Raw genomic sequence first — 12,307 nt, 5'->3', positions numbered from 1 at the left:
ATGAAGATGAACATGAACAGCGCCATCGCCCGGCCGATGAGTGGCTGGCGGCACCCGACTGCTGGATCCCACCGTGAAGATGCGCACCTGCATGAAGCCAGCCCAGCAGGCCGGATGGCCAGCATGAGCGCAACCCCTTGCCAGAGGGCGCCGATCACGCCCATGGGCATGAACAGCAGGCCGATGGTGGCGTCGAATGCCAGCAGCGTCATCCCCAGGCTGCCCCAGCGCAGGCGCGGCAGCATGCCCGAGGCCACCATGCCCGCGAGCGTGCCGGCACCGTGGGCGCCCACCAGCGCGCCGAACGCGGCGGCGCCCAGGTGGGGCAGGCTGCTCGCCAGCACCGGCATGGCGATGTGCAGCGGCCCCATGATGAGCACCGCCACGGCGCTCCAGTAGAGAAAGCAGGTGCGCAATTCGCGGTCGCGCCAGAAGTGCGCCAGGCCCTGCGCCACCGAAGCCAGCACCGCGGGCGGGGCGGTGCCCTGTCCGGCGGGGCGGTTGGGATTGGTGGAGGTGGCTGGCGCCGTGGCCAGCAGGCGCACTTTCGACAGCGTCCAGGCCGACACGCCGAAGCTGAGCGCATCGAGTCCGAAGGCAATGCCGATGCCCGTCGCGTTGACCATCGTGCCGGCGCCGTCCGCACGGCTGCCGTCGCCGAACAGGGCGATCAGCAGCCCGGCCAGCAGCGGCCCCAGGAACATCGTGAGCTGCCGCAGGCCCATGCTGATGCCGTTGGCCGCCTGCAACTGCGTGCGCGGCACCACGTGCGGCAGCATGGCCGTGCCGGCCGGGATGCTGAAGGCGGTGGCCAGGCCGATGGCCAGCGACAGTGCATAGACCATCCACAGCGTGAGCGCACCCGTCAGCACCAGCCCGCTGAGCAGGCCCAGCAAGGCCAGGTTGGCGTATTTGGTGCGCATCAGCACCTGCTTGGGCGAGTGGCGGTCCACCAGGGCGCCGCCGATCAGGATGAACAGCGCGCGCGGCACGCTCATGAGGGCCAGCACCGTTCCGAGCACCAGCGTGTCGCCGGTCATCTGCAGCACGAGCCAGGGCAGGGCGATGAGCGTGAACTGGTCGCCCAGCAGGGTGAGGGCCGTGCCGCTGACCATCCAGCGGAAGTTGGAGTCCTGCAGCAATGCGGCGCGCGGGTGTTGGGGCGAAGGGGTCATGGGTCGGTCCGTTGGCTGCGCAGGGGCAGCGATGGGGGCCGACTGTGAAGCCTCACGTAGCGTGAGGGTCAAGCCATTTTTTTCAGGGCGATGGCGCGGCGGCCGGCAGGCGCGGCACGGCGTGCAGGTAGTTGCGCACGGGCTCGCTCAAGGGAGAGCCGGCGCGCAGCAGGGGCTCGCTGGCCGATGCGCGCATCAGCTTGGCGCGCAGCCCGGCGTCGTTGCGGCAAAGGGTGCCGAACAGGGTGTCCCAATGCGCGGCGGCCGCCCGCGCGCGCGGATGGCCCGGGGGAATGCCCTGGTCCAGCAACTGCTGCACTTCCTGTTCCAGGTGCTGCCATTGCGTGTGGTGTACCTGGCCCAGCCGGCGCAGGTCGTCACGGTCCAGGTAGCGCAGCAGCAGGTCCATGCGCAACTGGATGGCGCCTTCGATGTACCGGATCATGTCGCCCGGCGGCGCATGGTTGCGGCCCTGGGTGCTGGGCTCGGTGCGGAACATGTGGCCCCAGCGTTCCAGCAGGTCCATGTCGCCGTCCATCCAGTGCAGCATCAGCGCCATCCATCGGTAGGCCAGCGCCTGGACTGCGGGCGCATCGATCGGCAGGCCCTCGTCCATGGCCTGGCGCACCTGGTCCCTGACGACCAGCCAGTCCGCTTCGATGCGGTGCCAATGGGAGAAGATGTGCTTGAGCTCGGCCGCGCTGAAGTATTTGCCGTAGGTGGCCATGAGCGCCAGCGCCTGCAGCCAGTCGCCCATGTCGGGCTCGGCGCCGGCCTCCAGCCCGTCGCGCAGCAGCGACAGGCGGCCGCGCAGCTCGGTGGCCTGCGCGATCTGCTGGTCCAGCGCGCGGATCTGCTGCCCGATGATCTGCTCGGGCGCCATGCCTTCGCCCGCCAGCAGGGCCGCGATGTCGCTGAGCGGCAGGCCCATCTGTCGCAGCGTCTGGATGCCGTGCAGCCGCTGCACGTCGGACGGGCTGTAGAGGCGGTAACCCGCCTCGGACCGGCCCGAGGGCTTGAGCAAACCCACCTCGTCGTAATGGTGCAGCGTGCGCACCGTGAGGCCGGTGCGCCGGGCCAGCTCGCCGACCTGGAGCAGCATTGGTGTCGGGCCCTCGGACGGGTCAGCGGACCGAGATCAGTTCGATTTCGAAGTTCAGCGTGGCGTTGGGGGGAATGACGCCGCCCGCGCCGCGCTCGCCGTAGGCGATGGCCGGCGGGCAGGTCAGCTTGGCCTTGCCGCCCGGCTTCATGCGCTGCACGCCTTCGGTCCAGCAGGGAATGACGCGGTTGAGCGGAAACTCGGTGGGTTCGCCGCGCTTGTAGGAGCTGTCGAACTCCTTGCCGTCCGGCAGCGTGCCCTTGTAGTGCACCTTGACGGTGTCCGTGGCCTTGGGCGAGGTGCCGGTGCCTTCTTTCAGCGACTCGTACACCAGCCCGCTGGGCAGGGTGACGGGGGCGGTCTGCGCCATGGCGGCGGGAACGATCACAAGCCCGGCAAGCAGGGCGCACAAGGAATTTCGCACGAAAGCATCTCCTGAAAAAAGGTAGCCCGCGATCTTAAAGAGTCTGCCCGCGGCCCTGTCACCCCATGTTGAGGGCCAGGCCGGCCGGGCCCATGGCGCGGCCGGCGCACCCCTCGCCGTCACGCGTAGTCGCTCACCGGAATGCAGCTGCACGACAGGTTGCGATCGCCCCAGACGTTGTCCACGCGGCCGACCGGCGACCAGTACTTGCTGCGGCGCAAGGCGTCCACCGGAAAGGCCGCGGTCTCGCGGGCGTAGGGCCGCGTCCATTCCGGGGCGAGCAGGCTCTCGGCCGTGTGGGGCGCGTGCTTGAGCGGGTTGTCGTCCTGCGGCCAGGCGCCAGATTCGATCTGGCGGATCTCCTCGCGGATGGCGATCATCGCGTCGATGAAGCGGTCCAGCTCGGACAGCGTTTCGCTTTCGGTGGGCTCCACCATCAGCGTGTTGGGCACCGGGAACGACAGCGTGGGCGCATGGAAGCCGTAGTCGATCAGACGCTTGGCCACGTCCTCGGCCATCACGCCGCTGGTTTCCTTCAGGCCCCGCAGATCCAGGATGCATTCGTGGGCCACGTGGCCGTTGGCGCTCGCGTACAGCGTGGGGTAGTGGTCTTTCAGGCGCGCGCTGATGTAGTTGGCCGACAGGATGGCCGTCTCGGTCGCGGCCTGCAGGCCCTCGGCGCCCATCATGCGGATGTACATCCAGCTGATCGGCAGCACGGCGGCATTGCCCAGCGGGGCGGAGCTGACCGCGCCCACGCCGTTGGCAGCGTTCGCGTCGGCACCCAGGGCGCCTTGCGCGGCCGCGGTGCGGTGGCCCGGCAGGTAGGGCACCAGGTCGGCCACCACGCACACGGGGCCGACGCCGGGGCCGCCGCCGCCGTGCGGGATGCAGAAGGTCTTGTGCAGGTTCAGGTGGCTCACGTCGCCGCCGAATTCGCCGGGGGCGGCCACGCCCACCAGGGCGTTCATGTTGGCGCCGTCCACGTACACGCGCCCGCCGTGCTGGTGCACGAGCGCGCACAGTTCCTTCACCTGCGTCTCGAACACGCCGTGCGTGCTGGGGTAGGTGATCATCACGCAGGCCAGGTGCGCGCTGTGCTGCTCGCACTTGGCGCGCAGGTCGGCCAGGTCCACGTTGCCGTTGGCATCGCAGGCCGTCACCACCACATGCATGCCCACCATCTGGGCGCTGGCGGGGTTGGTGCCGTGCGCGCTGCTGGGGATCAGGCAGATGTTGCGGTGGCCCTCGCCCTGGGCCGCGTGGTAGGCCTTGATGGCCAGCAGGCCGGCGTATTCGCCCTGCGAGCCCGCGTTGGGCTGCAGGCTGATGCCGGCGTAGCCCGTGGCCTCGCACAGCCAGGCGCGCAGTTGCTCGTCGAGCAGGCGGTAGCCCCGCTGCTGGTCGGCCGGGGCGAAGGGGTGCACATTCGCGAATTCGGGCCAGGTGATGGGGATCATCTCGCTGGTCGCGTTCAGCTTCATGGTGCAGCTGCCCAGCGGGATCATGCTGCGGTCCAGCGCCAGGTCCTTGTCGGACAGCTGGCGGATGTAGCGCAGCATGCCGGTCTCGGAATGGTGGGTGTTGAACACCGGGTGCGTGAGGAAGGCGCTGGTGCGGCGCAGCCCCGTGGGGATCAGCGGCTCCACGCCCTTTTCGAAGGCGGCGAAAGTGGGCAGCGCCTGGCCGTCCCGGGCGAACACCTTCCACAGCAGCTCGATGTCGGCACGCGTGGTGGTCTCGTCCAGCGAGATGCACAGGTAGTTCTCGAAATAGACGCGCAGGTTGGCGCCCAGCGAGACGGCGCGGGCCGCAATGGCTTGCGTTGCGCCTTCGGTGTGCAGCGACAGCGTGTCGAAGGCGGCCTGCGGGCGCAGCGGCGCACCCAGTTGCTCCAGCCCCTTGGCCAGGATGGCGGTGTAGGCGGCCACGCGCTGGGCGATGCGCATCAGGCCCTGGGGCCCGTGGTAGACGGCGTACATGCTGGCCACCACGGCAGGCAGCACCTGGGCCGTGCAGATGTTGGAGGTGGCCTTTTCGCGGCGGATGTGCTGCTCGCGCGTCTGCAGCGCCAGGCGGTAGGCGGGCTTGCCGTGCACGTCCACGCTCACGCCGACCAGGCGGCCGGGCAGGGAGCGCTTGTACTCGTCGCGGCAGGCCATGAAGGCGGCGTGCGGGCCGCCCGCGCCCATGGGCATGCCGAAGCGCTGCGTGGTGCCCACCACGATGTCCGCGCCCCATTCGCCGGGCGGCGTGATGAGGGTGAGGGCCAGCAGGTCGGCCGCGGCGATGAAGGCCGCGCCCTTGGCATGCGCCTTGGCGGCATCGGCCGCCAGGTCGTCGATGCGGCCGCTGGTGGCGGGGTACTGCGCCAGCACGGCGAAGTAGTCGCCGTCCAGCGCGTCATTCCACTCGGCCAGCGAATTGGCCAGCACCACCTCGATGCCCAGCGGCGCGGCGCGCGTCTGGATCACCTCGATGGTCTGCGGGTGCGCGTCGCCGGCCACGATGAAGCGCGTGCTTTTCGATTTGACCGAGCGCTTGGCCAGCGTCATGGCCTCGGCCGCCGCGGTCGCCTCGTCCAGCATGGAGGCGTTGGCGATGGGCATGGCCGTGAGGTCGCACACCATGGTCTGGAAGTTGACCAGCGCCTCCATGCGGCCCTGCGAGATCTCGGCCTGGTACGGCGTGTAGGCCGTGTACCAGGCGGGGTTCTCCAGGATGTTGCGCAGGATGACGCCGGGCGTGTGCGTGCCGTGGTAGCCCTGGCCGATGAAGCTGCGCAGCACCTGGTTCTGTGCGGCGATGGCCTTCAGCTCGGCCAGTGCCGCGGCTTCCGTCGTGGCGGGCGGCAGGTCCATGGCCCGGCTGCGTGCGATGGAGCGCGGCACGATGCCGTCCACCAGCGCGCGGCGCGAGGCCTCGCCGATGGCGGAGAGCATGTGCTGTTCGTCCGCCCCGTCGATGCCGATGTGGCGGGGCAGGAACTCGGTGGCGTTTTCAAGCGCGCCAAGCGGCAGGGCGGATTGCATCAGCATGGAAGAGGACCGTGGACGGAAAAAGAAAGGGGAAGGAAAAGGCTCAGGCGTTCTTGGCGAAATCGGTGTAAGCCGTTTCGTCCATCAGGCCGGACAACTGGGCCGGCTCGGACAGCTTGACCTTGAAGAACCAGCCGGCGTTCAAGGGATCGGAGTTGGCGAGCGAGGGGTCGGCGCGCAGCGCCTCGTTCACTTCCACCACCTCGCCCGAGACGGGCATGTACACATCGGCGGCGGCTTTGACGGACTCGACCACGCCGGCCACTTCGCCCTGCGAGAAGGTCTTGCCGACTTCGGGCAGGTCCACGAACACCACGTCGCCCAGGGCATCCTGGGCATGGACAGTGATGCCGACCACGGCGGCGTTGGCATCGGCGGCGTCGATCCACTCGTGATCGCGGGAGTATTGAACGGTCATGGGGGCTCCTGAAAAATGAAGAAAAGGAATCTGGAATGTAGCGGTGGCCGCCGCCTTGGCGGTGGCCCCGGCTGCCCGTTTCAGCCGCGGTAGTAGCGGGGCGCCACGAAAGGCATCGCGCACACCTGCATGGGCACCGGCTTGCCGCGCACGATGGCCTGCACGCGGGTGCCGATGGCGGCCAGCGCCGGGGGCACGTAGGCCATGGCGATGGGCTGGTTCACGCTCGGCCCCAGCAGGCCGCTGGTGACCTCGCCGAGGGCCTCGCCCTCGGCGCTTTGCAGCGGGGTGTGTTCGCGCACGGGCACGCGCTCCAGCGCCGTGAGGCCCACCGCGGCTTGCGCGCCAGGGTGGCCGGGTCGTCGATCTGCGCCAGCACCTTGGCAGCGCCGGGAAAGCCGCCGGCCCGCGCACCGCCCGTGCGGCGCACCTTCTGGATGGCCCAGTTCAGGCCGGCTTCGGGGGGCGTGGTGGTGGTGTCGATGTCGTTGCCGTACAGGCACAAGCCCGCCTCCAGGCGCAGCGAGTTGCGCGCGCCCAGGCCGATCGGCTTCACCTCGGGCTGCGCCAGCAGGGCGCGCGCCAGCGCTTCGGCCTGCGATGCGGGCACCGAGATCTCGAACCCGTCCTCGCCCGTGTACCCGCTGCGGGTGACGAAGGCCTCGCAGCCCGCGATATCGTAGCGCCCGCCGGTCATGAAGACGAGCTGCTCGATGCCGGGCGCCAGCCGCGACAGCGCCGCGACGGCCTGCGGGCCCTGCAGCGCCAGCAGCGCATGGTCGGGCATGGGGACGACCTCGCAGCGCTGGCCGATGCGGGCCTGGATGTGGGCGATGTCGCCGGCCTTGCAGGCGCCGTTCACGATCACGAAGATGTCGCCCTCGCCCTGTTTGATGAACATCAGGTCGTCGATGATGCCGCCCTCGTCGTTCAGCAGCAGGCCGTAGCGCTGCTTGCCCACGGGCAGGTCGATCACGTCCACGGGAATGAGGGATTCGAAGGCGGCCGCGGCATCGCTGCCCACCAGACGCAACTGGCCCATGTGCGACACGTCGAACAGGCCGGCGGCCTGGCGCGTGTGCAGATGCTCCGCCATCAGGCCGGCGGGGTACTGCACGGGCATGGAATAGCCGGCGAACGTCACCATGCGGGCCCCGAGTTCGAGGTGCAGGGCATTCAGCGGGGTGGTGAGCAGGGCGGCGTCGGCGGCGGACATGGCAATCTCCAGCAAGGGCAAATGGGAACGCGGCCCCATGGCCACGCCTTTGCCCCGCTGTCCGCTTTACCTGAGAGATTCACCCACGTGCCAAGGCGGCGCGGGGCTTGCTCCTTCGGTGGGCCCGCGCACGCGGCGGACCTCTCTCCAGCAAGGGGAACGCCCGCATCCCTGCGGGCGTTTTGCCAGTCCTTTTGCCTGAGCGTTCGGGGTCACCCTGCGCCTTCGGCGGCGCCGGCAATCCCGGTGACGGGGCGGCGCTCTCTCCTGACCGGGCGGATTCTAACTGCAGCGCCGGTGCGCGCCGGGCGATCCGACCGCGGTGTGCGCGGGGGCTTGCCGTGTATCCAGAAGGCCATGCTTTCGAAAGCCAAGCGCCCCGGCGAACGGTAATCCGCCGGGGCCCTGCCTGTTTCGTGCGCCCCGGTAAGGGCGCCTTGATCGATGAAGTATGCGGTGCGGGCACTGGATGGATTTTCTGAATTTCTTCAAAAATGCCAGATTTGCAGAAAATTCTTCTGAAATATGTGAATTGGGAGAACAATGCAGTGCATGGACCGCCTCGACAGAAAAATCCTCTCCGTCCTGCAGGCCGACGCCCGCGCCAGCCTGCAGGAGATCGGCAACGCCGTGGGCCTGAGCCCGTCGCCCTGCTGGGGCCGCATCAAGAAGATGGAGGAGGCGGGCGTGATCGAGGGCTACACCGTGCGCCTGAACCCCAAGGCGCTCGATCTGAACGACACGGTGCTGGTTCAGGTCACGCTCGACAGCCATTCGGACAACACGCTGGAGAAGTTCGGCGAAACCCTGGCCAGCATTCCCGAGGTCATCGAGGCGCACCTGGTGTCGGGCGATTACGACTACCTGCTGCGCGTGGTGGTCAAGGACACGCGCGATTACGAGCGGCTGCTGCGCGAGAAGCTCTACAAGATCAAGGGCATTCGCCACAGCCGGTCGAGCTTCGTGCTGCGCACGCTCAAGCGGGCCGACCTGCCTTTGTTCGCGCAGTGACCGTGGAGGTGCCGGGGGGCTCGGACGGGCCAAGGCAAGCGGTTTGTGCTGAAAAGTGCCGATTGCCCTAGATCTTATTGCCTTGGATGCTATTAATTCGGGAGCAATGGGGTGCGACGTTGGCGCTGTGCCGCGTCAGGCTGCGATGCGCACAGCACCGTCCTCGTCCTGCGGCACCCAGACGATGCGGTCCATGTCCACGCCCATCGCGCGTGCCTGGGCCAGCAGGCGGGGGCGCACGCCGCGGGGCAGGGTGGGGGTGCGCGACAGGATCCACAGGTAGTCGAGGCTCGCGCCCACGACCATGGCCCAGCGGTAGTCCTCGTCCAGCGCCACCACGTGGTAGCCGCCGTAGAAGGGGCCGAAGAACGACACCTTGAGCGATGCTTGGTCGGGGCGGCCGATGAACACCGCCCGGCCGCGCGATTCGCGCCAGCGCTTGCGGGCCGGATCGAACCCGCGGTTGAGCACCTGCACCGATCCGTCCGGGCCCCGGCTGTAGTGGGCGCTGGTCTGGACCAGGCCCTTTTCGAAACGGTGGTCGATGCGGGCCAGCTCGTACCAGTGCCCGGCATAGCGGTCCACGTTGAAATCCTCCACCACCTCGATGCCCCGCGGGGCCCGCACGGATGCGCTGGCCGAGAATGCCAGCGCTGCCCCCACGGCGGCTGCGCCCAAGGCCAGGGGCCAGAGCGGGCGACGGTGGGTGCGGTAGCGTGGGGCGGGGGAACGGGCCATGGGGTCTCCTGCTTCGATGGCGTGGTGGTTCTTGATACTGCGCTGCAGTGCGCGGCGCGGAAAGGCCAGACAGTCTCGCCCGCGGGTCAGGAGGGTCCTGTAGGCGCGTTCCTGCAAAGGCCGTCGGAATCGCCACGAAAAAAGGGCCTGCAACGCAGGCCCTTCGGGTCGCCCTGGCGAGGGCGGGGGAGGCTTCACATGCCGGAGTAGTTCGGGCCGCCGCCCCCTTCGGGCGTGACCCAGACGATGTTCTGCGTCGGATCCTTGATGTCGCAGGTCTTGCAGTGCACGCAGTTCTGCGCGTTGATCTGCAGCCGCTGGGCATTGCCCCCCTTGGCCTCGTCGGGCACGAACTCGTACACGGCGGCGGGGCAGTAGCGCGCCTCGGGGCCGGCGTACTTGGCGAGGTTGATATTGACCGGCACGCTCGGGTCCTTGAGCGTCAGGTGTGCCGGCTGGTTCTCGGCATGGTTGGTGTTGCTGATGAACACGCTGGACAGCCGGTCGAAGGTGAGCTTGCCGTCGTGCTTGGGGTACACGATGGGCTTGCACTCGGCCGCGGGCTTCAGGTAGGCGTGGTCGGGCTTGTCGCGATGCAGCGTCCAGGGAATGTTGCCCTTGAGCACGAACTGCTCGATGCCGTTCATGAGTGTGGCGGTGGCCAGGCCCTTCTTGAACCACGCCTTGAAGTTGCGCGCCTTGTTCAGCTCCGCGTAGAGCCAGCTCTTTTCGAACGCCTCGGGGTAGGCCGTGAGTTCGTCGTGCTGGCGTCCCGCCTGCACCGCGTCGTAGGCCGCTTCAGCCGCCAGCATGCCGGTCTTGATGGCCGCGTGGCTGCCCTTGATGCGGCTCACGTTGAGGTAGCCCGCCTCGCAGCCCACCAGCGCGCCGCCCGGGAACACCGTCTTGGGCAGCGACAGCAGGCCGCCGGCCGTGATGGCGCGTGCGCCGTAACCGATGCGCTTGGCCGGCTTGATGCCCTTGGCCTCGTCGCCTTCCAGGTAGTAGCGGATGTTGGGGTGCGTCTTCCAGCGCTGGAATTCCTCGAAAGGGCTCAGGTAGGGGTTGGAGTAGTCCAGCCCGGTGATGAAGCCCAGCGTGACCTTGTTGTCCTCGGCGTGGTAGAGGAACGCGCCGCCGTAGGTGTCGCTGTCCATGGGCCAGCCGGCCGTGTGCATGACGAAGCCGGGCTGGTGGCGCTTGGGGTCGATTTCCCACAGTTCCTTCACGCCGATGCCGTAGGCCTGCGGGTCGCGCCCCTGGTCCAGCTTGAAGCGGCTGATGAGCTGGCGGCCCAGGTGGCCGCGCGCGCCCTCGGCGAAGATCGTGTACTTGGCGTGCAGTTCCATGCCCAGCTGGAAGTCGGCGGTGGGCTCGCCTTCCTTGCTCACGCCCAGGTTGCCGGTGGCCACGCCCTTGACCGAGCCGTCTTCGTTGTAGAGCACTTCGGCGGCCGGAAAGCCGGGGAAGATCTCCACGCCCAGGTTCTCGGCCTGGGTGGTGAGCCAGCGCACCACGTTTCCCAGGCTCACGATGTAGTTGCCGTGGTTCTGAAAGCACTGCGGCAGCAGGAAATTGGGGGTGCGCCAGGACGACTTTTCGCCCAGGAAGATCATGGCGTCGTCGGTGACGGGCTGGTTGAGCGGCGCGCCCAGTTCCTTCCAGTTGGGGATCAGCTCGGTCAGCGCCTTCGGGTCCATGATGGCGCCCGACAGGATGTGCGCGCCGGTCTCGGAGCCCTTTTCCAGCACCACGACCGAGATGTCCTGGCCTTTTTCGGTGGCGAGCTGCTTGAGCCGGATGGCGGTGGCCAGGCCGCCGGGGCCGCCGCCGACGACCACCACGTCGTACTCCATGGCTTCGCGGGGGCCGTGTTGGGCGAGGATTTCTTCTGGGGTCATGGGTGTCTCGTGGTGGTTTGATAATGGGTGATCCGCCGCGGGCGACTGGCCTGCGCGCAGTCCGTCGGTCGGACAGATTGTATTCACGGAAAACCGACAATCGAACGATCGTTCTATTTTCTGACAAGAGAGACATCCCATGGCTTACAGCATCGATTTGGAAGGGCGCGTCGCCTTCGTGACCGGGGCATCGAGCGGGCTCGGCGCGCAGTTCGCCCGCACGCTGGCCGCCGCAGGGGCCGGCGTGGTGCTGGCCAGCCGGCGCGTGGAAAAGCTCAAGGAGCTGCGCGCGCGCATCGAAGGCGAGGGCGGCGACGCCCATGTGATCGAGCTGGACGTGACCGACCACGACTCCATCAAGGCGGCCGTGGCCCACGCCGAGACGGAGATGGGCTCCATCGACATCCTGGTCAACAACTCGGGCGTCTCCACCACCCAGCGCCTGCAGGACGTGGAACCCGAGGATTTCGACTTCATCTTCGACACCAACGTGAAGGGCGCCTTCTTCGTGGCTCAGGAGGTCGGCAAGCGCATGCTGGCGCGCTCGCGCGGGGCGGCGCCGGGCAGCTTCACCGGCGGGCGCATCATCAACATCGCCTCGATGGCCGGCCTCAAGGTGCTGCCGCAGATCGGTGCCTACTGCATGAGCAAGGCGGCCGTGGTGCACATGACGCGTGCCATGGCGCTCGAATGGGGCCGCTTCGGCATCACGGTCAACGCCCTGTGCCCGGGCTACATCGACACCGAGATCAACCACCACCACTGGCAGACCGAGCAGGGCCGCAAGCTCCTGGACATGCTGCCGCGCAAGCGCGTGGGACAGCCCAAGGACCTGGATGCGCTCATCGTGATGCTGGCCAGCGACCAGAGCCACTTCGTGAACGGCGCGGTGATCGCCGCCGACGACGGTTTCGCGGTCTGACCGCCGGCCGATGCTGACTGGAATCCTGGCAGGGCTCGCCGCGGGCGCGCTCTGGGGGCTGGTGTTCGTCGCGCCGCGCATGGCGGCCGGGTTCGCGTCGGTGGACCTCACCGCTGGCCGTTTCGTGGCCTACGGCGCCATGGCCGTGGGCATGCTGCTCTGGGGCCTGCGCCCCGGCACGCGCCGAGCGGTGCGCTGGCCCACCGCCCGCCAGGCCGGGGCGCCCTGGGCCTGAGCGTGCTGGGATTCACTGGCTACTACCTGCTGCTGGTGCTGGCGATCCGCGATGCGGGGGGTGGAGGTGCCGGCCCTCATCATCGGCACCATCCCGGTGTGGGTCATGCTGCTGGGCAAGCCGAAGG

9 protein-coding genes, 2 pseudogenes and 2 riboswitches are annotated in these 12,307 nt (G+C 68.4%); of the genes and pseudogenes, 3 read left to right on the top strand and 8 right to left on the bottom strand.

Annotation, left to right across the window (positions count from 1 at the left end; genetic code table 11):
- The 6 genes and pseudogenes from AC27IQ_RS12675 to gcvT all read right to left on the bottom strand — a co-directional run.
- Positions 1-1,175 (bottom strand): MFS transporter (locus tag AC27IQ_RS12675; protein ID WP_487089673.1); only part of this gene is annotated, 1,175 nt, incomplete at its 3' end.
- An 82-nt stretch (positions 1,176-1,257) separates the two neighbouring features.
- Entirely contained in the window at positions 1,258-2,277 is a 1,020-nt protein-coding gene (locus tag AC27IQ_RS12670; protein ID WP_487089672.1) for a MerR family transcriptional regulator, read from the bottom strand.
- Between the two features lie 22 nt (positions 2,278-2,299).
- Positions 2,300-2,647, bottom strand: coding sequence for an FKBP-type peptidyl-prolyl cis-trans isomerase (locus AC27IQ_RS12665; protein WP_442867280.1), 348 nt, complete (start codon positions 2,645-2,647; stop codon positions 2,300-2,302).
- 173 nt (positions 2,648-2,820) lie between these two features.
- Entirely contained in the window at positions 2,821-5,739 is a 2,919-nt protein-coding gene (gene gcvP, locus AC27IQ_RS12660) for an aminomethyl-transferring glycine dehydrogenase (protein WP_487089671.1), read from the bottom strand.
- Between the two features lie 43 nt (positions 5,740-5,782).
- Positions 5,783-6,157: a glycine cleavage system protein GcvH gene (gcvH, locus tag AC27IQ_RS12655; protein ID WP_284426881.1), complete on the bottom strand. Its 375-nt coding sequence runs from the start codon at positions 6,155-6,157 to the stop codon at positions 5,783-5,785.
- Between the two features lie 80 nt (positions 6,158-6,237).
- Positions 6,238-7,373, bottom strand: a pseudogene (gene gcvT, locus AC27IQ_RS12650) (glycine cleavage system aminomethyltransferase GcvT).
- Between the two features lie 47 nt (positions 7,374-7,420).
- Positions 7,421-7,534: riboswitch (glycine riboswitch) on the bottom strand.
- A 23-nt stretch (positions 7,535-7,557) separates the two neighbouring features.
- Positions 7,558-7,645: riboswitch (glycine riboswitch) on the bottom strand.
- A gap of 280 nt (positions 7,646-7,925) precedes the next feature.
- Between gcvT and AC27IQ_RS12645 the strand changes: the two are divergent.
- Positions 7,926-8,384: an Lrp/AsnC family transcriptional regulator gene (locus AC27IQ_RS12645; protein WP_272563736.1), complete on the top strand. Its 459-nt coding sequence runs from the start codon at positions 7,926-7,928 to the stop codon at positions 8,382-8,384.
- Positions 8,385-8,519: 135 nt separating this feature from the next.
- Here the strand turns inward: AC27IQ_RS12645 and AC27IQ_RS12640 are convergent, their stop codons facing one another.
- The gene (locus AC27IQ_RS12640) at positions 8,520-9,122 is read right to left on the bottom strand and encodes a lipocalin family protein (protein ID WP_284430885.1); all 603 of its coding nucleotides are present in this window, start codon (positions 9,120-9,122) and stop codon (positions 8,520-8,522) included.
- 194 nt (positions 9,123-9,316) lie between these two features.
- Complete coding sequence (locus AC27IQ_RS12635) at positions 9,317-11,023, bottom strand: electron transfer flavoprotein-ubiquinone oxidoreductase (RefSeq protein WP_487089670.1); 1,707 nt, start codon at positions 11,021-11,023, stop codon at positions 9,317-9,319.
- A gap of 139 nt (positions 11,024-11,162) precedes the next feature.
- Here AC27IQ_RS12635 and AC27IQ_RS12630 point away from each other — a divergent pair, with 139 nt between their 5' ends.
- Both AC27IQ_RS12630 and AC27IQ_RS12625 read left to right on the top strand, forming a co-directional pair.
- Complete coding sequence (locus AC27IQ_RS12630; protein ID WP_272563733.1) at positions 11,163-11,945, top strand: SDR family oxidoreductase; 783 nt, start codon at positions 11,163-11,165, stop codon at positions 11,943-11,945.
- A gap of 10 nt (positions 11,946-11,955) precedes the next feature.
- Positions 11,956-12,307, top strand: a pseudogene (locus AC27IQ_RS12625) (EamA family transporter); the annotation flags it as partial.

Source organism: Acidovorax sp. KPB24-07 (assembly GCF_057543315.1).
Note: the sequence above shows the minus strand (reverse complement) of the source record. Positions and strands in the feature narration are given on the sequence as shown.